Here is a 22,260-nt window from a genome sequence, read left to right on the forward strand (position 1 = left end):
TTTTACCCGTGACATGGCGAGGGGCAGTCCCTACAATACGCACCCGCCCAAGGGTCTATCCGGCCTGCGCCAAGAATGACAAAAAAGCGAGATGGAGCAGTCCATCTCGCTTTTTTGCACGTACGCGCGGCTCGCTGATCCTGCTCTGAATCACACACTGGAGGTTGCCTTGACGGTCCCGGCCCTACTCGCACTGGAAGACGGCAGCATCTTTCGCGGCGTCGCTATTGGTGCAACCGGTGAAGCGGTGGGTGAGGTGGTTTTCAACACCGCACTAACTGGCTACCAGGAAATCCTGACTGATCCCTCCTATGCCGCGCAGATGGTCACCCTGACCTATCCCCATATCGGCAATGTCGGCGTTAACGCCGAGGATGAGGAATCTAGCCGGGTGTGGGCGAAAGCCCTGATTATTCGTGATGCTTCCATGGTGGCATCCAACTTCCGCTCGCAGGAGTCCCTGTCGGACTATCTCAAGCGCCATAATGTGGTTGGCATTGCCGATATTGATACCCGACGCTTGACCCGCATACTGCGCGAAAAAGGCGCCCAGAACGGTTGCATCATTGCCGGCGAAAGCATTGATGAAGCTAAAGCTCTGGCGGCCGCCAAAGGCTTTCCCGGCTTGAAGGGCATGGATCTGGCTAAAGAGGTATCAGTCGATCAGGCCTATCAGTGGACTGAAGGAAGTTGGCAGCTCGGCAAGGGCCATATCACCCCGACTGAGACCCCCTTTCACGTGGTGGCCTATGACTACGGCGTCAAGCGCAACATTCTGCGCATGCTGGCAGACCGTGGCTGTCGCCTGACCGTGGTGCCGGCACAAACTCCGGCCAGCGAAGTGTTGGCAATGAAGCCGGATGGCGTGTTCCTGTCCAATGGTCCGGGCGATCCGGCTCCCTGTGATTACGCCATTGAAGCGATCAAAGTGATTGTTGATAGCGGCCTGCCGGTGTTCGGTATTTGCCTGGGACACCAGCTGCTGGCACTGGCCAGCGGCGCGGAAACCGGAAAGATGAAGTTTGGTCACCATGGCGCCAACCACCCGGTGAAGGATCTGGATCGCAACGTGGTGATGATCACCAGCCAGAACCACGGCTTTGCCGTGCTTGAGACGGGCCTGCCGGCAAATCTGCGAGCCACTCATGTGTCGCTGTTTGACGGTTCGCTGCAGGGCATTCACCGCACCGACAAGCCGGCATTCAGCTTCCAGGGTCATCCGGAAGCGAGTCCCGGCCCGCATGATGCGGCGCCACTGTTTGACCATTTTATCGAGCTGATGGAAGCGGCCAAATAAGGCTGCTTGTGTCAGACATCCCGCCATGCGGGTTTGCAGAATTGACTGGTAGAGACCATGCCGAAAAGAACTGATATCCAGAGCATCCTCATCATCGGCGCCGGCCCGATCGTTATTGGTCAGGCCTGTGAGTTTGACTACTCCGGAGCCCAGGCCTGCAAGGCGCTGCGCGAGGAAGGCTACCGCGTTATTCTGGTGAATTCGAACCCGGCCACCATCATGACCGACCCGGCCATGGCGGATGCCACGTACATCGAGCCAATCACCTGGCAGACGGTGGAAAAAATCATCGAGAAAGAAAAGCCGCACGCGCTGCTGCCGACCATGGGCGGCCAGACCGCGCTGAACTGCGCCCTTGATCTGGCCCGCCATGGTGTACTGGATAAGCACGGTGTGGAAATGATCGGCGCCAATGCCGACGCTATCGACAAGGCCGAAGACCGTCAGCGATTTGACAAGGCGATGAAGTCGATTGGTCTGGAGTGCCCGCGCTCGGCCATCGCACATAGTATGGAAGAAGCTTTTCAGGTGCTTGATTCCATCGGCTTCCCCTGCATTATTCGGCCCAGTTTCACCATGGGTGGCTCGGGTGGCGGCATTGCCTATAACCGGGAGGAGTTTGAGGAAATCTGCCAACGTGGTCTGGATCTTTCGCCAACCAAAGAGTTGCTGATCGACGAATCGCTGCTTGGTTGGAAAGAGTATGAGATGGAAGTGGTCCGTGACAAAAAGGACAACTGCATCATCGTGTGCTCAATCGAAAACTTTGACCCGATGGGTGTGCACACCGGCGATTCGATTACCGTTGCTCCGGCACAAACGCTGACGGACAAGGAATACCAGATCATGCGTAACGCCTCGTTGGCGGTGCTGCGTGAGATTGGCGTGGAGACTGGCGGATCCAACGTGCAGTTCGGTGTCTGCCCTGACACCGGTCGCATGGTGGTGATTGAAATGAACCCGCGTGTATCCCGTTCCTCGGCGCTAGCGTCGAAGGCCACTGGTTTCCCGATCGCCAAAGTGGCTGCCAAGCTGGCGGTGGGCTATACGCTGGACGAGCTACAGAACGACATTACCGGCGGTAAGACTCCGGCTTCTTTTGAGCCCTCCATTGATTACGTGGTTACCAAGATTCCGCGCTTCAATTTTGAAAAATTTGCCGAAGCCGATCCGGTGCTGACCACGCAGATGAAATCGGTTGGTGAAGTGATGGCTATTGGCCGCAACTTTCAGGAGTCCATGCAGAAGGCACTGCGTGGGCTGGAAACCGATTCCACTGGTTTTGACCCAGCCCTTGACCCCGCGGATGGCGATATGCGCACGCAGGTTGCGCAGGCGCTGGCGACTCCCCGTCCGGATCGCATTTGGGTGTTGGGTGATGCTTTCCGCGCCGGTTTTACTGTGGAAGAGCTGTATCAACTGACCAAGATTGACCACTGGTATTTGGTGCAGATTGAAGATCTTATTCGCGAAGAGCAGGTGTTGGCATCTTCCACCTACACGGAGCTGGATAGAGATACCCTGTATCGTCTAAAGCGCAAGGGCTTCTCTGATGCCCGTCTGGCCCGTCTGCTCGGTGTCAAAGAAGCGGATCTGCGTGCTCGTCGGCACGAGTTCGGCGTGCGTCCGGTATACAAACGTGTTGATACCTGCGCCGCGGAGTTTTCCACTGATACTGCCTACATGTACTCGACCTATGACGAAGAGTGCGAAGCGAAGCCGTCTGGCCGTGACAAGATAATGGTGCTGGGTGGCGGCCCTAACCGGATTGGTCAGGGCATTGAGTTTGATTACTGCTGTGTACACGCCGCGCTGGCAATGCGCGAAGATGGTTACGAAACCATCATGGTTAACTGCAACCCGGAAACTGTGTCCACAGACTACGACACCTCCGATCGGCTGTTCTTCGAGCCGGTAACATTGGAAGACGTACTTGAAATTTGTCATATCGAGAAGCCGAAGGGTGTCATCGTCCAGTACGGTGGTCAGACGCCGCTGAAGCTTGCTCGCGCATTGCAGGCCGCCGGTGTGCCGATTATCGGCACCAGTCCTGATGCAATTGACGAAGCAGAGGATCGCGAGCGTTTCCAGCAGATGGTTAATAAGCTCGGCTTGAAACAGCCGCCGAACCGAACTGCCCGTAGCATCGAAGATGGTGTGCGACTGGCGGCTGAGATCGGCTATCCGCTGGTGGTGCGCCCCTCCTATGTGCTGGGTGGCCGGGCCATGGAAATCGTCTATAACGAGGACGAGCTGCGTAACTACATGAAGAACGCGGTAAAGGTTTCCAATGATTCACCTGTGTTACTGGATCGCTTTCTTGATGACGCCATTGAAACTGATGTGGATGCGGTGTCTGACGGTAAGGATGTAGTGGTTGGCGCGATCATGCAGCATATTGAGCAGGCCGGTGTGCACTCTGGCGACTCTGCTTGCTCGTTGCCTCCCTACGCGCTGGACGAAGGCTTGCAGAATGTTATGCGAGAGCAGTCAGCCGCCATGGCCCGAGAGCTGGGCGTCGTTGGCCTGATGAATGTCCAGTTTGCGGTAAAAGATGGTGAAGTTTATGTGCTTGAGGTGAACCCTCGTGCTTCGCGAACCGTGCCGTTCGTGTCCAAGTGTATCGGCGTGTCGCTGGCTAAGGTGGCGGCCCGTTGCATGGCGGGTACCAGTCTGGCGGAGCAGAACTTCACTAAGGAAATCGTACCGACCAACTTCCACGTCAAGGAAGCGGTGTTTCCGTTTGCCAAGTTCCAGAAAGTGGACCCCATTCTTGGGCCGGAAATGAAGTCTACCGGCGAGGTAATGGGGGTTGGGGCTACTTTTGCAGAAGCCTACGGCAAGGCGGCGCTGGGTGCAGGTGAGCGTATTCCACGCACTGGCACAGCGTTTGTTTCCGTGCGCGAGGTAGACAAGGCAGGTGCAGTTGAAGTGGCTCGCGAGTTGAGCAAGCTCGGCTTCAAGCTGGTGGCCACTCGCGGTACTGCAGCGGTTATTGAGGCGGCTGGCATTAGCGTTTCGCCGGTTAATAAGGTGCTGGAAGGTCGCCCCCATATCGTCGATATGATCAAGAATGGCGAGGTGGATTTGATCGTTAATACCACCGAGGGCAAGCAGGCAATCAGGGATTCGTTTGCCATTCGGCGCTCAGCGCTGCAGCGTAAGGTTTTCTATACCACCACCATCGCAGCCGCCAAGGCAGTGTGTCAGTCGTTGACCATTGATGGTGAAATTGAAGTGCGGCGCTTGCAGGACATGCACGCCGAGCTGGCAGGAGCATAATTATGCAACGCTTTCCCATGACCATTGAAGGTGCCAAGTCGCTGGAGGAAGAGCTGCAGCGACTGAAGACAATCGAGCGTCCGCGTATTTCCAAGGCTATTGCTGAGGCACGTGAGCATGGCGATCTCAAGGAAAATGCTGAATATCATGCCGCGCGTGAGGATCAGGGTTTTATTGAGGGGCGTATTGCAGATATTGAGGGCAAGCTGTCTGCCTCTCAGGTGATAGATATTCGCAGCATCCCCTACACCGGCAAGGTAGTGTTTGGCTGTACCGTGACGATTATCAACGTCAACACGGATGAGAGTAAGACCTACCGGATCGTTGGCGACGACGAGGCAGATATCAAGCAGGGGCGAATCTCCGCAGGGTCACCCATTGCCCGTGGTTTGCTTGGCAAGATGGAAGGCGACTCGGTGGAAATCGATACTCCCGGCGGCATGGTCGAATACGAGATCGACAAGGTAGAGCATATCTGAGGTCTGGCCGGGCAGGCTCCCGAAGCCGGCAGCGTGTGCGCTGCCGCAACGGGGGGTGGATCAGCGTGCTGAGAAACGCAGCAGGTTGGATAGCTTGGGGTTTGGCTTCTTTGCGGGCCGATACAGTATGGCAATCTTGCCGATCAGCTGTACCAGCTCACATTCGCCGGCTTCGCAAAGAGCTGTCACGATGCCATGCCGGTCTTCACGGCTTTCGGCATTTACCCGTACCTTGATCAATTCATGATCCTCCAGGCGCAGGTTTAGCTCCTCAATAAAGCTCTCGCTCAGGCCCTTGTCGCCGAGGATCAGGATGGCATTGAGGTGGTGGCCGATGGCTTTCAGGCGCTTCCGGTCCTGAGGGCTAAGGGGCATGATGTTCTCCGCTAGGTTGCAGCCCGTGGTCAATGAGCAATGCGTTGGTTGAAAAGGGCGGCTATTCTAACTGTCACGAAGCAATCCCGATACGGTAACCGATGGCACGTTCAAAAAGCAGTGATCGCTGGCTCAAGGAGCATTTTGATGACCCTTGGGTGGCCCGAGCCCAGACTGAGGGCTATCGCTCCCGGGCATGCTACAAGCTCCTTGAAATCAACGATAAGGATAAGTTGCTGCGGCCGGGAATGCGGGTGTTGGACCTTGGTGCTGCACCTGGAGGGTGGTCGCAGGTGGCGGCCCGTCTGGTTGGTGACAAGGGCCTGGTGCTGGCCTCAGACATCCTGCCCATGGAGCCTTTGGCCGGGGTGACCTTTATCCAGGGGGATTTTCGTGAGGATGAGGTATTTCAGCAGCTGCTGGACGCCCTCGGTGGTGGCAAGGTAGACCTTGTTATTTCAGATATGGCCCCCAATATGAGTGGTAACCGTGCGGTGGACATGCCGCGCGCCATATATCTTGCGGAATTGGCGCTGGATATGGCGGCGCGAGTACTGGAACCGGATGGTCGGTTTCTGGTCAAGGTGTTCCAGGGTGAGGGGATCGAGGAGTTCCGACGGCTTCTTCACGACACCTTTCGTAGCGTGGTAACCCGTAAGCCTGCGGCCAGTCGGCCGCGCTCCAATGAGGTCTATCTGCTGGGGTCAGGCCTCAAAATGGTGTAATTTGGATATCCGTATGTCCCAGAATCTCCCGGTCAGCACCGGGCAAGAGGTGTAGTTTGAACGACATGACCCGCAATATCCTTCTCTGGTTGGTAATCGCCGGGGTTCTTTATGTGGTTGCTCAGAGCATCAGCCCGCAGGCGGTAAGCCAGCGCATGGATTACTCCGAGTTTATTACCCGGGTGGAGAATGGCGATGTGGCCAAGGTCACTATCAACGACACCCGTATTGCAGGTGAGCTGTCTGGTGGTGGGCGTTTTGAAACGGTCAAACCACCGATTCTGGATCTTGATCTGCTGCCGACTCTGCACAATAACAGTGTGGTTATTGTTGGTCAGGAGCCGGAGCGTCAAGGTTTCCTGACCCAGTTATTTCTCTCGATTCTGCCGATCCTGCTGATCCTGGCGATCTTTATCTTCTTTATGCGGCAGATGCAGGGAGGGGGTCGTGGTGGCGCCGGGGGACCTATGACCTTCGGCAAGAGCCGCGCTCGTCTGCTTGGCGAAGACCAGATCAAGACGACCTTTGCCGATGTTGCAGGTGTTGAAGAGGCCAAGGAAGAAGTTCAGGAGCTGGTCGAGTTTCTACGTGATCCAGGCAAGTTCCAGCGTCTTGGCGGCAAAATCCCCCGTGGCGTGTTGATGGTCGGTTCGCCCGGTACAGGTAAAACCCTGCTGGCCAAGGCCATTGCGGGCGAGGCCAAGGTGCCTTTCTTCTCTATCTCTGGCTCTGATTTCGTTGAAATGTTTGTCGGTGTTGGCGCATCCCGGGTGCGCGATATGTTCGAGCAGGCCAAGAAGCATGCGCCCTGCATCATCTTTATTGATGAAATTGATGCGGTGGGTCGTTCCCGTGGTGCCGGTTTAGGTGGTGGCCATGATGAGCGTGAGCAGACCTTGAACCAGCTGCTGGTGGAAATGGATGGTTTTGAAGGCACCGAAGGCGTCATCGTGATTGCTGCTACCAACCGTCCTGATGTGCTTGATGCTGCTTTGCTACGCCCCGGACGGTTTGACCGTCAGGTAGTAGTGCCGCTACCAGATGTGCGCGGCCGCGAGCAGATCCTGAAAGTACATATGCGCAGCGTGCCGATTGCCGATGACGTTAAGCCAGCATTGATCGCCCGTGGCACCCCGGGTTTCTCAGGGGCGGATCTTGCCAATCTGGTTAATGAGGCCGCCTTGTTCGCTGCTCGCGCCAACAAGCGAGTGGTCAACATGGAAGAGTTCGAAAAGGCTAAAGACAAAATCATGATGGGCGCGGAGCGACGCTCCATGGTCATGAATGAAAAGGAGAAGCTCAACACCGCATACCACGAAGCCGGTCATGCCATTGTTGGGCGTCTGGTGCCAGAACATGACCCGGTGTACAAGGTCAGTATCATTCCCCGTGGCCGTGCATTGGGTGTGACTATGTACCTGCCAGAGGAAGACAAGTACTCACAATCCAAGCGTGCTCTGGAAAGCATGATTTCCTCCCTTTTTGGTGGTCGGATTGCAGAGGAGTTGACTCTGGGGGTTGATGGTGTGACCACGGGAGCATCGAACGATATTGAGCGTGCTACCAAAATGGCGCGGGCCATGGTGACCAAGTGGGGTTTGTCGGCAAAACTTGGCCCGCTGGCCTACGAAGAAGACGAAGGCGAAGTTTTTCTGGGTAAATCAGTGACCCAGAGCAAGCACGTTTCCGAGCAAACCGCTGAAGAGATTGATCGCGAAGTGCGCTCCATTATCGACATGTGCTATGGCCGCGCTCAAAAAATTCTTGAGGAAAACCGTGACAAGCTCGAGGCCATGGCCCAGGCACTGATGCAGTATGAAACCATTGATGCTGATCAGATCGAGGACATTATGTCTGGCAAGCCACCCCGTCCGCCAAAGGACTGGAATGACAGCGGCACCTCGGGTGGTTCGGCGACGGGTGATACCAAGGAGTCGGAGGCCCATGACGAGGGGCGTGACAATGACAAGCCGATTGGTGGTCCAGCCAATACACACTGATGACCGATAACACATTGCAATGCGGGGCGCGGACACTGGACTTGTCCGCGCCTGTCGTTATGGGGGTGCTGAATGTCACCCCCGATTCGTTTTCAGATGGCGGGCGCTACCTCGGCCGTGATGCAGCGCTCATGCATGCCCAGTCAATGATTCAGGCCGGCGCGAAGATCATTGATATTGGTGGTGAGTCAACCCGACCTGGCGCCGCCAGTGTGTCTGTTGGCGAAGAGCTTGATCGGGTGGTGGTTGCTGTTGAGGCCGTCGCTGCGGAATGCGATGCGGTAATTTCTGTTGATACTTCCACGCCAGAAGTTATGCGTGAAGCTGCGGCACTGGGCGCTGGCATGATCAACGATATCCGCGCTCTAACTCGCCCCGGTGCATTGCAGGCCGCAGCGGCTACCGGGCTGGCCGTGTGTCTGATGCATATGCAGGGCGAGCCCGGCACTATGCAGCATGCGCCTCTCTATGCGGATGTAGTGGCGGAGGTTGAGGCATTTCTGGCAGAGCGGGTGGGCACCTGTGTTGCTGCCGGTATTGAGCGTAGTAAGTTGGTACTGGATCCGGGGTTCGGTTTTGGCAAAACCGATCAGCACAATTTGGCCTTACTGGCCTCGCTGCCCCAGCTTGCTGCTCGTGGTATGCCGGTGCTGGCCGGGCTGTCGCGTAAATCAATGATCGGTCGTTTGCTGGAGCGGCCAGTGGCAGATCGGCTGATTGGCAGTGTGGTGCTTGCATTGTTAGCTGCGCAGCGCGGCGCACGGATTGTTCGCGTGCATGATGTGGCTGAAACTGTGGATGCATTACGATTGCTGCAGGTTGTTAATCAGGTGGAGGCAGGGCAGGGATGACAAGAAAGTACTTCGGTACAGATGGTATTCGTGGGCCGGTCGGACACCTGCCAATTACTCCTGAGTTTGTTCTCAAGCTTGGCTGGGCTGTTGGCAAGGTTATGCAGGCGCGCGGCGACCAAGAGCTGGAAAACAAGATATTAATTGGCAAGGACACCCGCAGTTCCGGCTATATTTTCGAGTCTACTCTAGAGGCAGGTATATCTTCTGCGGGCGTTGATGTGCGCCTGCTGGGTCCCATGCCTACTCCGGCAGTCGCCTATCTGACTCGCACCTTCCGGGCTCAGGCGGGCATCGTTATTTCTGCATCGCACAACCCCTATACCGACAACGGCATCAAGTTCTTTGGTCCGGATGGTCGAAAATTGGCGGATGACGTAGAGTATGAGATTGAGCGCATGCTTGATGAGCCGATGCGCATGGTTAGCGCAGATCGGCTTGGAAAGGTTCGACGTATCAATGACGCCCGCGGGCGCTATATCGAGTTTTGCAAGAGCACGGTGCCGCATCCGTTTAGTCTGAAGGGGCTGCGCATTGTGGTTGATTGTGCTCATGGTGCCAGTTACCACATTGCTCCAGATGTGTTTGAGGAGTTGGGAGCCGAAGTGATAGCCATTGGCAGGGAGCCGGACGGCGTCAATATCAATCTTGATTGTGGCAGCACCCACCCTGAGGTGTTGCAACAGAAAGTAATTGAGGTGCGTGCAGATCTCGGCATCGCGCTGGACGGTGATGCGGATCGGGTCTTGATGGTGGATGATCAGGGCGAGCTGGTAGATGGCGATCAGCTTCTTTATGTGCTGGCAATGGATCGGGCGCGACGCGGAGCATTGTGTGGTGGGGTGGTTGGCACGTTGATGAGCAACTTCGGCCTTGAGCTGGCGCTCAGTGATGCGCAGATTCCGTTCCACCGCGCCGGTGTTGGTGACCGCTATGTCATGGAGGCGTTGGACCGGCATGGCTGGTCACTGGGCGGCGAGTCCTCTGGGCATATTGTCTGTCTTGATCGCACCAGCACCGGCGACGGTATTGTCTCTGCGCTCCAGGTGTTGTCGGCTCTAATTGGTCAGGACTGCTCGTTACGCGAGGCGCTGGCGGGCTTAAAAACCGTGCCTCAGGTGATGATCAATGTCCGCGGGCCAAATCGAACAGGGTTTATGCAGAATGAATGGATCAAGAAGGCCCTTGCCGACGCGGATCATCAGTTAGCAGGGCGTGGTCGTGTGCTGCTGCGGCCCTCTGGTACTGAGCCTCTGGTGCGCGTGATGGTAGAGGGCGAGGACGCGGCGCTGGTGGAGCAGGTTTGCCGCTCACTCGCCGACGTGGTTACTGAAGTCATCGCCTGAGGTTGTCGGACGATAAACCTGTCGCTATCCTTCGCGGCCACTGAAAACAGGGAGAAACAGATGACCCGGATTCCCTTGGTGGCCGGCAATTGGAAGATGAATGGCCGCCGCGCCATGGCTGCACAGCTGGCGGCGGAAGTTGCCGCAGGGGCTCCCGCTGGTGTCGAAGTGCTGTTGTGTCCGCCACTGGTCTACCTTGATACGGTTGCTGCTGCCGCAAAAGGCAGCCCTGTTTGTTTTGCAGGACAAAACGTTGCTGCAACCAGCGATGGCGCTTTCACGGGCGAGGTGTCCGCTGAAATGCTCGTGGATGCTGGCTGCCAGTACGTGCTTGTTGGTCATTCTGAGCGCCGTACCCTGTTCGCCGAGGATAATGCTCAGGTGGCAGACAAGTTCTGCCGGGCCCTGGAGGCGGGCCTGCGCCCGGTACTTTGTATAGGCGAAACTTTGGCTGAACGTGAGGCCGGACGGACTGAGCAGGTGGTTAATGCTCAGCTTGAGGCGGTTTTTTCACGGATTACAGCGGCGCAGTTGGTGGGCGCGGTTATCGCTTATGAGCCCGTCTGGGCGATTGGTACAGGCATGACCGCCTCTCCCGATCAGGCTCAGGCGGTGCATGCGCATATTCGGGCCAGGTTGAGTGGCGCATTCGGTGCTGAACTGGCTGAATCGTTACGGCTTCTTTACGGCGGCAGTGTAAAGGCGGATAATGCCGCGTCCCTTTTCGCCGGTGCTGATATTGACGGCGGCCTAATCGGGGGGGCGTCACTTGACGCAGAGACATTCCTCGCCATTTGTCAGGCGGCAACAGCGTAATAACGGACAGTCATGGATATTATCTTTCTTCATGTGGTGCATGTGCTTGCGGCTCTCGGCCTGATCGGTCTGGTGCTTATTCAGCATGGCAAGGGCGCCGATGCAGGCGCTTCATTTGGCGGCGGTGCGTCGCAGAGCTTCTTCGGTAGTGCCGGTGCGGCAAATTTCTTGACCCGCTCCACAGCAATTTTGGCCGCAGTATTTATGCTCACCAGCTTGGCTCTGGCATGGCAGGCTCGTCAGATTGCCAATGAAGATGGGGATCTGCTGCCGGCGTTGCAGAAAATTCAACAGGAAGTTCCGCAGGTCGATACCGGGGTGCCGGTGGTCGAAGAAAGCGCTGCAGAAGTTCCGCAGGTTGAGGTAGAATCGCCGGCCTCTGATGTGCCGGTGGTTGAGTAAGCACGTAGCCGAAGTGGTGAAATTGGTAGACACGCTATCTTGAGGGGGTAGTGGGCGCAGCCCGTGCCGGTTCGAGTCCGGCCTTCGGCACCAATCTTAAGAGGCGTCCAATGGACGCCTTTTTACTTTTTCCGTTTTTCGCCTGAGGTGTTGCCTGATCTCTGATCTCTCCCCGGCGGCCACTTCCAGATCATATTTGCGATGCAGTCCTGCCTTTATGGGGGCTGCCTGATTGTGCGGTTTTCCTCAGAGCCTGCGGCCAAATGGTCTGATATACATTGACAGTCCAAAGTCAGCTAACTATAGTGCTGCACCTGATTCGGGTGCGCATCCGAATAGGTAATCGCCCGATGCGGGGCGTAAAAATGGCATCAAGTTAAGTTGCGGGGTGGAGCAGTCTGGTAGCTCGTCGGGCTCATAACCCGAAGGTCGTAGGTTCGAATCCTGCCCCCGCTACCAAACAGAGGAAGTCTGCGGTTCTGTTTGGCAGGCGGCCTGGTATTACCAAAGCCCCTCTTGCAGGGGCTTTTTTGTCTTGCGGGCCGGCTGCCTCAGTCAGCGGGTTCGCAACGTGAAATGGGCGTTGCGCCCATTTTTTGTTTTTGGCGTTTGGGTGAGCTGTGTCACGCAGAAGCGACGAAATTCAGGCAATGTTGCAACCGGTGGTGGAGAGCCTCGGTTATGAGTTTTGGGGGCTTGAATATATTCAGGGCCGCGGAGCGACATTGCGTATTTATATTGATCGTGATTCAGACGAAGGCATCAGTGTTGACGACTGTGCTTTAGTCAGTCACCAGGTAAGCGGAGTGCTCGATGTCGAGGACCCAATTTCTGGTGAGTACAACCTTGAAGTATCTTCTCCAGGCATGGAGCGGCCGTTGTTCACCATTGAGCAGTGGGCCCGTTATGCTGGCGAAGATATCCAGATTCGTTTGTTGGCCCCGGTGGCGGGCAAGCGGCGTCTGACAGCAACGCTCACTGCTATTGAGGGTGATGACGTGCTGTTGGACGTAAAAGGCGAGGCACTGCGAGTGCCTTTCGCACAGGTGGATCGGGCAAATCTGGTCGCAAAATTCGACTGATTGTCCCGGTGTCGTCCAAGGACTGTTTGTCTTTGTAAAGGCTTGGCCATGAACAAAGAAATCCTGTTAGTTGCAGAATCTGTATCAAATGAAAAGGGCGTCAGCCGTGACGTCATTTTTGAAGCCATTGAGCTTGCTCTGGCAGCGGCGACGCGCAAGCGTTTCCACGAAGAGGAAGACGTTGAGATACGTGTCAAAATTGACCGGGTGACGGGCGGCTACCGCTCTTACCGGGTCTGGCATGTCGTGCCGGATGAAGAACTTTACGAATTTGGCCGTCAGCTGACTCTCGATGAGGCCCACGAGAAAGATCCCAAGCTGCAGCTTGGCGATGTCTGGGAAGAGGAAGTAGAGTCGGTTGCCTTCGGCCGGATCGGCGCTCAGGCAGCCAAGCAAGTTATCGTGCAGAAAGTGCGCGAGGCCGAGCGTGCCCAGATCGTTGAAGAGTATCGGCCGCGTATCGGCGAACTGATCAGTGGCATCGTCAAGAAAGTTACCCGCGATAGCATCATTTTGGATCTTGGTGGCAATGCCGAGGCCCTGATCACTCGCGAGCATATGATTCCCCGTGAAATGGTGCGTCAAAATGATCGCTTGCGTGCTTATCTGCTCGGAGTGAATGAAGAGAACCGTGGCCCGCAGCTTTTCGCTAGCCGCGCTTGTCCTGAAATGCTTATCGAGCTGTTCAAGATTGAGGTTCCGGAGATCGGGGAAGAGCTTATCGAGATCAAAGGCGCAGCCCGTGATCCAGGGGCTCGAGCAAAAATTGCGGTCAAGACTAACGACCAGCGCATTGATCCAATCGGTGCTTGCGTAGGTATGCGTGGTGCACGTGTTCAGGCGGTTTCCAATGAGCTGGCAGGTGAGCGGGTTGATATTATCCAGTGGGATGACAATCCGGCGCAGCTTGTAATCAATGCGATGCAGCCTGCAGAAGTAGCCTCCATCGTCGTCGATGAAGAAAAGCACTCCATGGACGTTGCGGTGGAAGATGAGTCCGCGTTGGCTCAGGCCATTGGCCGTGGTGGTCAGAATATCCGTTTGGCATCTGAGCTGACTGGCTGGGAGTTGAATGTGATGACTCTCGACAAGGCTCAGGAAAAGCAGGAAGAAGAAGCACAGCAGTCCATGGATGTGTTTATTCGCGAGCTGGACGTTGACGAAGATATTGCAGAAGTATTGGTGGCGGAAGGCTTTACCACACTTGAAGAAGTTGCCTACGTGCCGGTTGAAGAAATGCTTGGCATTGACGGATTCGATGAAGAAATTGTCGAAGCTCTTCGTCAGCGAGCCAAAGACGTGTTGTTGACTCGTGCCCTGGCATCTGAAGAGCAGCTGGAAAATGCCGGCCCTGCGGACGACCTGCTGAATATGGATGGCATGGATCGTAAGCTGGCGGTAGAGCTGGCATCTCGGGGTATCGTGACAATGGAAGATCTCGCCGAGCAGGCGGTGGATGACCTGCTTGAAGTTGACGGGATGGACGAACAACGTGCTGCAGAGCTAATCATGACGGCGCGTGCGCCCTGGTTCGAGAATGAGGAAGCTGCCGGCCAATAATTCGCAGTAGGGCCGGTAAGTGACGAAACGAACAGGAGCAAGGTTGGGATATGGCAGAAACGACGGTTCAGAAGTTGGCAGAGCTGGTAGGTACACCGGTTGATACCTTGCTAACGCAGATGAGTGATGCTGGGTTGCCTCACAAGGCAGCAGACGAAGGTGTATCTGATGAGCAGAAGCAGCAGCTTCTGGCTCACCTGCGTAAATCTCACGGCGGGGCTGAGGCCGAGCCGAAGAAGATTACCCTGACACGAAAAACCACCAGCACCATCAAGACCACGGGCACTTCTGGCAAAGCCAAGACGGTGGCCGTAGAGGTACGTAAGAAGCGCACCTACGTTAAGCGTGAAGTGCTGGAAGCTGAAGAGCGAGAGCGCGAAGAACAGGAGCGTTTAGAGGCAGAGCGCATTGCGGCTGAAGAAGCAGCCCGCAAGGCAGCAGAAGAAGCCCGTCGCCAGGCAGATGAAGATGCTGCCCGTCGTCAGCGCGAGGAAGCTGAGCGCGCCGCAATGACGCCGGAAGCGCAGCGAGAAGCTGAAGATAAGGTGCGCAAAGCAGCGGAAGAAAAAGCCAAGCGTTTGCACGTGCCGAAAGTGGGTGGCAAAAAGACTGAAGAAAAAGTCATCAATGAAACCCCTGAACAGCGCGCCGAGCGTGAAGCTGAAGAAAAGCGCAAGCGCGAGGCTGAAGAGGCCCGTCGTAAGGTGGAGGCAGAAGCCCGTCGCAAGGCTGAAGAGGAGGCGGCCCGCCGCACCTCAGAGGAAGCTCTCCGTCTTGCTGCCGAGTTGGAAAAGCGTGGTGAAGGCGAACAGCCTGCCCGCGAAGAAGAAGATGATTCCGGCGCCAGCATCGTAGTTGAAGCGATGGAGGCCAGCTGGCGTGATGAAGAACGTTCATCCAAGCGCCGTCGCCGTAAGCCAGGCGGTAAAGAGCGAGAGGGCAATATGCCTGTGGTAGCTCACGGCCAGATGAAAAGTTCATTCCACAAACAGCATGGCTTCAAAAGCCCGACGGAGAAGATGGTTTACGACGTTGAAGTTCCAGAGACCATTACTGTTGCTGATCTTGCTCAGCGCATGAGCGTGAAAGCCCGCGAAGTATTGAAGACTTTGATGCAGATGGGCGAAATGGCCACCGTGAACCAGCATATCGATCAGGAAACGGCGATGCTGTTGGTGGAGGAAATGGGCCACACGCCGAAGGCTGTTAAGGACACCCATGCTACGCTGGAAGATGATCTCGTCAGCTTGATGCCATCCTCGGGTGATCAGGTGGCGCGCGCGCCTGTAGTAACCATCATGGGTCATGTTGATCACGGCAAGACTTCTCTGCTCGACTATATTCGTCGCGCTAAAGTGGCAGAGGGCGAAGCGGGTGGTATTACCCAGCATATCGGCGCCTATCATGTGACTACTGACAAGGGCATGATCACTTTCCTCGACACCCCCGGGCATGCTGCGTTTACTGCTATGCGGGCTCGCGGTGCAAAGGCCACTGATATTGTCATTATTGTTGTAGCCGCCGATGACGGCGTTATGCCGCAGACCGTGGAAGCAATCAATCACGCCAAAGCTGCCGGTGTGCCGGTTATTGTTGCCGTCAACAAGATGGACAAAGAAGGCGCCGATATCGAGCGAGTCAAGAGTGAGCTGTCCCAGCATGAGGTGATCTCGGAAGAGTGGGGTGGCGAGTATCAGTTCCGCTATGTATCTGCTCACACCGGTCTTGGTATTGATGACTTGCTTGATGCGATTCTGATTCAGGCGGAGCTGCTTGAGTTGCAGGCCTGTCCCACCGGTGCAGCCCGTGGTGTGGTGATTGAGTCCCGCATTGAGAAAGGCCGCGGTGCCGTTTCATCAGTGTTGGTGCAGGAAGGCGAGCTGAAGATTGGTGACATTCTGCTGGCCGGTGGCAACTTTGGCCGTGTCCGGGCAATGAACGACGAAAATGGCAAGCCGATTAAGTCTGCTGGCCCGTCGATTCCGGTAGAAGTTCTGGGTATGGATGGCGCTGCGGATGCTGGCGAACAGTTTCTCGTTGTGCCAGATGAGCGCAAGGCCCGTGAAGTGGCTGAGTCTCGCCAGAACCGGGAGCGTGATACCAAGCTCAAGCGTCAGCAAACATCCAAGCTAGAGAACGTGTTTGCCACCATGGATACTGCCGAGCAGAAGCAGGTCAATATTGTTCTGAAGGCGGATGTACGTGGTTCGCTGGAAGCGATCATGGGTGCACTGAATGATTTGTCTACCGATGAAGTGAAGGTCAATATTATCTCTGGTGGCGTCGGCGCGATTAATGAGTCCGACGTTAACCTGGCAATGACTTCGTCCGGCGTTCTGCTTGGTTTTAATGTTCGAGCGGATTCTGCTGCCAAGAAGTTATGCGAGCGCGAAGGTATTGACCTGCGTTACTACTCGATCATCTACGAGATGATTGATGATGTTAAAAAGGCAATGTCTGGCCTGCTGGCGCCGGAGCGCCGTGAGGAGATCCTTGGCGTTGCCCAGGTGCGCGATGTATTCCGTTCATCCAAGTTTGGTGCGGTTGCGGGCTGTATGGTGATCGAGGGTACTTTGTATCGAAACCGTCCAATCCGAGTCCTGCGTGACGACGTGGTGGTATTTGAAGGCTCCCTGGAGTCGCTGCGCCGGTTCAAGGAAGACGTTGCTGAAGTGCGTAATGGCATGGAATGCGGTCTTGCGGTGAAGAGTTACAATGATGTTCGCGAAGGTGACAAGATCGAAGTGTTTGAGGTGCGCGAGATAGCTCGCACGCTTTAATCATGACGAGACATCGCCGCCCGCAGGGCTTCCAGCGCACCGACCGGATCGCCGATCATATTCAGCGGGAGCTGGCGCGGCTGTTTCGCGAGGAAATGAAAGACCCTCGTATCGGTAACGTCACTGTGCAGGACGTCCGTGTGGCCAAGGACCTTGGTTGGGCGGACGTCTACTTTACCCTGCTGGGTGAGGGTGCCGAGGAAGGCCGTAATGCGCAGCAAGTGCTCAATAATGCGGCCGGCTTTTTCCGTACCGAGCTGGCCCAGGTGCTTAACACCCGCACCACGCCACGGTTGCGCTTCCACTATGACGACCTGCCTGAGCGCGCCATTGAAATCTCGGCGCTGATCCAGAAGGCGTTGCACGAAGACAGTATGCATCCGCAGGATCCGGACAGGCTTGATGACCCGGACTCTCTGGACGAGCAGGAGTAATCTCACTTGGCGAAACGTCATCGTGGCCGTGCGGTCAACGGTATCCTGTTGCTCGATAAGCCCGCCGGGGTTACCAGTAATGGAGCTTTGCAGACCGTAAAGCGCATGTTCGCTGCGGCCAAGGCAGGGCATACCGGCAGCCTCGATCCGTTGGCAACCGGCATGCTGCCGATCTGTTTCGGCGAGGCCACCAAGTTCAGCCAGTTTCTGCTTGATGCCGACAAGAGCTATCTGGTCACCGCCAAGCTTGGCGTGGTTACTGATACTGGTGATGCGGATGGCCAGGTGGTACGTGAGGCTCCAGTGACCTCCGATGCAGCAACTATCACAGCGGCACTGATGGAGTTTGTCGGCGAAATTGAGCAGACACCATCCATGTTTTCGGCCATCAAGCATAATGGCCAGCCGCTTTATAAGTTGGCGCGTCAGGGCATTGAGGTGGAGCGCAAGGTGCGCCGGGTGACCATTCACCGAATATCGGTACTGGATGTGCGCGCTGACGAGCTGGACTTTGAGGTGGCCTGTAGCAAGGGAACCTATGTGCGCTCGCTAGTGGAGGACCTTGGCGAAAAGCTGGGTTGTGGTGGCCACGTTCAGTCTCTGCGGCGACTGTCTGCAGGTCCCTATCCGGCTGACCGGATGCTCACGCTGGACCAACTTGGCGCCATGAAGGAACAGGGTGGTTTTGAAGCAATCGACGAACAGCTCTTGCCTTTATCTACATCCGTGGCAGACTGGCCGGCCGTTGAACTGGGTGACAATGCTGCGTTCTATCTGATGCAGGGTCAGGCGGTGATGGCTAGCGACCGACCGCGAGAGGGTTGGGTAAGTCTTTATCAAGCCTCAGGCAAGCGTTTTCTGGGGGTTGGAGAAATACTGGAGGACGGGCGTATTGCACCCCGTCGCCTGGTAGCCGAGGCATGAGCTCATCCTCATGACTGGCACATCACGACAGCTGTAAATATGCGCGGCTGCCCGTGAATCCTTAATCGCATATTTAATTGGAGACGTAACATGGCATTAACCGTAGAACAGAAGGCCACCCTGCTTAAGGAATATGGCCGCAAAGATGGCGACACCGGTTCACCGGAAGTTCAGGTCGCTCTGCTGACCCACAACATTAATTACCTGCAGGGTCACTTCAAGGAGCACAAGAAGGATCACCACAGCCGTCGTGGCCTGATCCGCATGGTAAACCAGCGTCGTAAGCTGCTGGATTATCTGGCCCGTAAGGACCGTGAGCGTTACCTGACCCTGATTGAGCGTCTGGGCCTGCGTCGTTAATCGACCAATCCCTTATGCGTATCACGCAAAAGCCCGGCATGCCGGGCTTTTGTCGTTTTGGGGCTGGCGTTGGCCGCTGGATAACGGGTGAAAAAAGGCCACCTTTGCCGTATCATCCCCAGCGCACGCCTCAGGCTAATGTGAAAAGCAACTAACAAAGAAACCGAGAGAAGAGAAGACATGTTCAAGATCGTTCGCAAGGAATTCCAGTTTGGCCGTGACACCGTGGTTTTGGAAACCGGTCGTATTGCCCGTCAGGCTACCGGTGCTGTCATGGTCACCATCGGCGAGACCGCCGTGCTTGTCACCGTGGTTGGCAAGAAAGAAGCAGATCCTTCTAAGGGCTTCTTCCCGCTAACCGTCAATTATCAGGAAAAGACCTACGCCGCCGGCCGCATCCCGGGCGGTTTTTTTAAGCGTGAAGGTCGTCCCTCCGAGAAGGAGACGCTGACCAGCCGGCTGATCGATCGGCCGATTCGTCCGCTGTTTCCAGAAGGCTTCATGAATGAAGTTCAGGTTATCGCCACCGTTATGTCGGCGAGCAAAGATGCTGATCCGGATATCGCTGCCATGATTGGTACTTCTGCGGCGCTGGCGATTTCTGGCATTCCTTTTAATGGCCCGATCGGTGCTGCTCGTGTTGGCTTCATTGACGATATGTACGTGCTGAACCCGACCTATAGCGAGCTGAAGACTTCAGCACTGGATCTGGTTGTGGCCGGCACCGAGAAAGCAGTGCTGATGGTTGAGTCCGAGGCCAAAGAGCTCAGCGAAGACCAGATGCTTGGCGCAGTGCTGTTTGGTCACCTGGAGATGCAGGCAGTGGTTAATGCCGTGCGTGACTTTGCTGCTGAAGTGGGAACTCCGCAGTGGGAGTGGCAGGCGCCTGCTGCAGATACCGCTGTCTACGATGCGGTCAAGGCAAAGGTTGGTGCAGATCTGGCTGCTGCTTACAGCATTACAGACAAGAAGGAGCGTTATACCCGTATCGGCGAACTTAAGGCTGCCGTAATCGAAGCACTGGTTACCGGTGAAGATGGTGCCCCGGAGAAGGGCGCGGTCTCCAAGCAGTTCTCCGAGCTGGAATACCGTACCGTGCGTGATGCCATTCTGGATGGTAAGCCGCGTATTGACGGCCGTGATCTGAAAACTGTGCGGCGCATTGAAACTGAAGTGACGGTATTGCCGAAGACCCACGGCTCTGCCCTGTTCACCCGTGGCGAAACTCAGGCCATTGTGGCGGCCACGCTGGGTGGCATGCGCGATGCCCAGAACATTGATGCTCTGGAAGGTTCACGCACTGATCGTTTTATGCTGCATTACAACTTCCCTCCTTTCTGTGTCGGTGAAACCGGAATGGTTGGTAGCCCTAAGCGTCGTGAAATCGGTCACGGCCGCCTCGCTCGTCGTGGCGTTCAAGCGGTGCTGCCGGATGAAGCAACCTTTCCGTATGCCATCCGGGTTGTATCGGAAATCACCGAGTCGAATGGTTCCTCCTCGATGGCATCAGTGTGCGGCACCTCGCTGGCTCTGATGGATGCAGGTGTACCAATCAAGGCTCCGGTAGCTGGTATTGCCATGGGCTTGGTGAAGGAAGAAGACGGCCGCTTTGCCGTGCTGTCTGACATCCTCGGTGACGAAGATCATCTCGGCGATATGGACTTCAAGGTGGCCGGTACTGCTAATGGCGTAACTGCCCTGCAGATGGACATCAAAATCGAAGGGATTAACGAGGAAATCATGGAAGTGGCCCTCAATCAGGCCCGCGAAGGTCGCATGCATATTCTTGGCGAAATGGCCAAGACCATGTCGGTGCCGCGTAGCGAGCTGAGCGAGAATGCCCCGACCCTGATTACCATCAAAATCAACGCTGAGAAGATTCGCGACGTGATCGGCAAGGGCGGTGCGACGATTCGTGCGTTGACTGAAGCTACTGGTGCCAACATTGATATCAATGATGATGGCTCCATCAAAGTGTATGGCGCTACCCGTGAATCAGCGCTGGACGCGGTGCGGCGCATCGAAGAGATTACGGCTGAGCCAGAAGTTGGCGAGATCTATGAAGGGCGTGTGACCCGCGTGGTTGATTTTGGCGCTTTCGTTGAAATCATGCCCGGCACTGAAGGCCTTCTGCATATCTCCCAGATCGCTCAGGAGCGTGTAGAAAAGGTCAGCGATTACGTCAAGGAAGGCGACATGATCAAGGTCAAGGTTCTGGATGTGGACCAGCGTGGCCGTATCAAGCTGTCAATGAAAGAAGCTCAGCTGGAAGCCAGCGAAGGCTGATTGCCAGAGTGATGCTAAAAATAAAAAGCCCCGGTCTTCCGGGGCTTTTTATTTGTGCACAACAAAGTGCACTGAAGCCAATATGGTCTAGCTCAGTTATTTGCTGTGCCGCTGTTCATCCTGCCAGAAATCAGCTGGTCCACAACTGCGGGGTCGGCCAGCGTTGAGGTGTCACCCAGGGTATCCAGCTCGTTGGCGGCGATCTTGCGCAGGATGCGGCGCATGATCTTACCGGAGCGAGTCTTGGGCAGGCCGGGCGCTATATGAATCAAGTCTGGCTTGGCAATTGCTCCAATTTCTTTTGCTACCAGATTGCGTAGCTCAGCAACCAGTCCTTCATTCGGCGTGACACCGTTCATTAATGCCACATAGGCATAAATTCCCTGACCCTTAATGTCGTGTGGATAGCCAACTACGGCGGCTTCAGAAATGGCGCTATGCAGCACCAGTGCTGACTCGACCTCCGCTGTGCCAAGACGGTGGCCGGAGATGTTCAGGACATCGTCGACCCGGCCGGTAATCCAGTAGTAGCCGTCTTCATCGCGGCGGGCGCCGTCGCCGGTAAAGTAGTTGCCCTTATAGGTGGAGAAATAGGTTTCCAGCATGCGCTGATGATCACCATAAATGCTGCGAATCTGGCTTGGCCAACTGCGCTTGATTATCAGGTTGCCACTGGTTGCGCCGCTGAGTTCATTGCCATTTTCGTCCATTAGAGCCGGCTCTACGCCAAACATGGGCAGGGTGGCGGAGCCTGGTTTCATATCAGTCACGCCGGGCAGGGGTGAAATCAGGATGGAGCCGGTTTCTGTCTGCCACCAGGTGTCGACAATGGGGCAGCGGCCATCTCCTACTACTCGGTGATACCACTCCCAGGCTTCAGGGTTGATTGGCTCGCCAACACTGCCCAGTAGTTTCAGGCTGGCGCGTGAGGTCTTTTCAACCAATGCATCGCCGGCACCCATTAATGCACGTATTGCAGTGGGAGCAGTGTAGAAGATGTTGACCTGATGTTTGTCGATCACCTGCCAGCAGCGAGATGCATCAGGGTAGGTCGGTACTCCCTCGAACATCAGTGTTGTCGCGCCGTTGGCTAGTGGGCCATAAACGATATAGCTGTGCCCCGTCACCCAACCGACATCTGCGGTGCACCAGTAGATGTCACCGTCGTGATAATCGAACACATATTTGTGGGTCAGTGTGGCACCAAGCAGATATCCGGCGGTGGTGTGTAGTACGCCCTTTGGTTTGCCTGTAGAGCCTG

At 55.9% G+C, this 22,260-nt stretch carries 18 protein-coding genes and 2 tRNA genes; 18 read left to right on the forward strand and 2 right to left on the reverse strand.

Annotated elements, in window-relative coordinates; translation table 11 throughout:
• Positions 1-169: 169 nt before the first annotated feature.
• Genes carA through greA form a run of 3 tightly spaced genes read left to right on the forward strand, consistent with a single transcriptional unit; the run spans position 170 to position 5,058 of the window.
• The gene (gene carA, locus J1C54_RS09495; RefSeq protein WP_229146793.1) at positions 170-1,297 is read left to right on the forward strand and encodes a glutamine-hydrolyzing carbamoyl-phosphate synthase small subunit; all 1,128 of its coding nucleotides are present in this window, start codon (positions 170-172) and stop codon (positions 1,295-1,297) included.
• A gap of 57 nt (positions 1,298-1,354) precedes the next feature.
• Positions 1,355-4,579 carry a carbamoyl-phosphate synthase large subunit gene (carB, locus tag J1C54_RS09500; RefSeq protein WP_229146796.1) on the forward strand — a complete coding sequence of 1,075 codons (3,225 nt, stop codon included), beginning with the start codon at positions 1,355-1,357 and terminating at the stop codon, positions 4,577-4,579.
• A gap of 2 nt (positions 4,580-4,581) precedes the next feature.
• Complete coding sequence (greA, locus tag J1C54_RS09505; protein ID WP_229146798.1) at positions 4,582-5,058, forward strand: transcription elongation factor GreA; 477 nt, start codon at positions 4,582-4,584, stop codon at positions 5,056-5,058.
• A gap of 60 nt (positions 5,059-5,118) precedes the next feature.
• On the opposite strand, the gene yhbY is transcribed toward greA, so the two are convergent.
• On the reverse strand, positions 5,119-5,433 hold the full coding sequence (gene yhbY / locus J1C54_RS09510) for a ribosome assembly RNA-binding protein YhbY (protein ID WP_255612594.1): 315 nt from the start codon (positions 5,431-5,433) through the stop codon (positions 5,119-5,121).
• Positions 5,434-5,534: 101 nt separating this feature from the next.
• On the opposite strand from yhbY, the gene rlmE reads away from it, so the two are divergent.
• From rlmE to pnp, 15 genes are all read left to right on the forward strand, one after another.
• A complete protein-coding gene (rlmE, locus tag J1C54_RS09515) occupies positions 5,535-6,158 on the forward strand; it encodes a 23S rRNA (uridine(2552)-2'-O)-methyltransferase RlmE (RefSeq protein ID WP_229146799.1) in 624 nt (207 codons plus the stop codon).
• Positions 6,159-6,223: 65 nt separating this feature from the next.
• Positions 6,224-8,158: an ATP-dependent zinc metalloprotease FtsH gene (ftsH, locus tag J1C54_RS09520; RefSeq protein WP_229146837.1), complete on the forward strand. Its 1,935-nt coding sequence runs from the start codon at positions 6,224-6,226 to the stop codon at positions 8,156-8,158.
• Between the two features lie 41 nt (positions 8,159-8,199).
• Positions 8,200-9,009 (forward strand): dihydropteroate synthase, encoded by an 810-nt coding sequence (gene folP, locus J1C54_RS09525; RefSeq protein ID WP_370635639.1) that lies wholly within the window; start codon positions 8,200-8,202, stop codon positions 9,007-9,009.
• Positions 9,006-10,355 carry a phosphoglucosamine mutase gene (glmM, locus tag J1C54_RS09530; protein ID WP_229146803.1) on the forward strand — a complete coding sequence of 450 codons (1,350 nt, stop codon included), beginning with the start codon at positions 9,006-9,008 and terminating at the stop codon, positions 10,353-10,355. The genes folP and glmM overlap by 4 nt, the downstream gene beginning before the upstream one ends.
• Before the next feature lie 60 nt (positions 10,356-10,415).
• Entirely contained in the window at positions 10,416-11,171 is a 756-nt protein-coding gene (gene tpiA, locus J1C54_RS09535) for a triose-phosphate isomerase (protein WP_229146804.1), read from the forward strand.
• Positions 11,172-11,183: 12 nt separating this feature from the next.
• A complete protein-coding gene (secG, locus tag J1C54_RS09540) occupies positions 11,184-11,573 on the forward strand; it encodes a preprotein translocase subunit SecG (protein ID WP_229146805.1) in 390 nt (129 codons plus the stop codon).
• 7 nt (positions 11,574-11,580) lie between these two features.
• Positions 11,581-11,666, forward strand: a tRNA-Leu gene (locus J1C54_RS09545).
• Positions 11,667-11,955: 289 nt separating this feature from the next.
• Positions 11,956-12,032: transfer RNA gene (locus J1C54_RS09550), tRNA-Met, on the forward strand.
• A 161-nt stretch (positions 12,033-12,193) separates the two neighbouring features.
• Positions 12,194-12,655, forward strand: a complete 462-nt coding sequence (rimP, locus tag J1C54_RS09555; protein WP_229146807.1) for a ribosome maturation factor RimP — start codon at positions 12,194-12,196, stop codon at positions 12,653-12,655.
• A 48-nt stretch (positions 12,656-12,703) separates the two neighbouring features.
• Positions 12,704-14,215, forward strand: a complete 1,512-nt coding sequence (nusA, locus tag J1C54_RS09560) for a transcription termination factor NusA (RefSeq protein ID WP_229146810.1) — start codon at positions 12,704-12,706, stop codon at positions 14,213-14,215.
• 50 nt (positions 14,216-14,265) lie between these two features.
• Positions 14,266-16,995 carry a translation initiation factor IF-2 gene (infB, locus tag J1C54_RS09565; RefSeq protein WP_229146812.1) on the forward strand — a complete coding sequence of 910 codons (2,730 nt, stop codon included), beginning with the start codon at positions 14,266-14,268 and terminating at the stop codon, positions 16,993-16,995.
• Positions 16,996-16,997: 2 nt separating this feature from the next.
• Complete coding sequence (gene rbfA / locus J1C54_RS09570; RefSeq protein WP_229146816.1) at positions 16,998-17,429, forward strand: 30S ribosome-binding factor RbfA; 432 nt, start codon at positions 16,998-17,000, stop codon at positions 17,427-17,429.
• A gap of 6 nt (positions 17,430-17,435) precedes the next feature.
• Complete coding sequence (gene truB, locus J1C54_RS09575) at positions 17,436-18,353, forward strand: tRNA pseudouridine(55) synthase TruB (protein WP_229146817.1); 918 nt, start codon at positions 17,436-17,438, stop codon at positions 18,351-18,353.
• Between the two features lie 90 nt (positions 18,354-18,443).
• A complete protein-coding gene (rpsO, locus tag J1C54_RS09580; RefSeq protein ID WP_229146818.1) occupies positions 18,444-18,713 on the forward strand; it encodes a 30S ribosomal protein S15 in 270 nt (89 codons plus the stop codon).
• Between the two features lie 180 nt (positions 18,714-18,893).
• The gene (gene pnp / locus J1C54_RS09585; RefSeq protein WP_229146820.1) at positions 18,894-20,999 is read left to right on the forward strand and encodes a polyribonucleotide nucleotidyltransferase; all 2,106 of its coding nucleotides are present in this window, start codon (positions 18,894-18,896) and stop codon (positions 20,997-20,999) included.
• Positions 21,000-21,091: 92 nt separating this feature from the next.
• Here the strand turns inward: pnp and J1C54_RS09590 are convergent.
• Positions 21,092-22,260 (reverse strand): acetate--CoA ligase (locus tag J1C54_RS09590; RefSeq protein WP_229146822.1); only part of this gene is annotated, 1,169 nt, incomplete at its 5' end.

Origin of the sequence: Alcanivorax sp. 1008, from assembly GCF_020667895.1 — a bacterium.
Taxonomy (GTDB): Bacteria; Pseudomonadota; Gammaproteobacteria; order Pseudomonadales; family Alcanivoracaceae; genus PGZG01.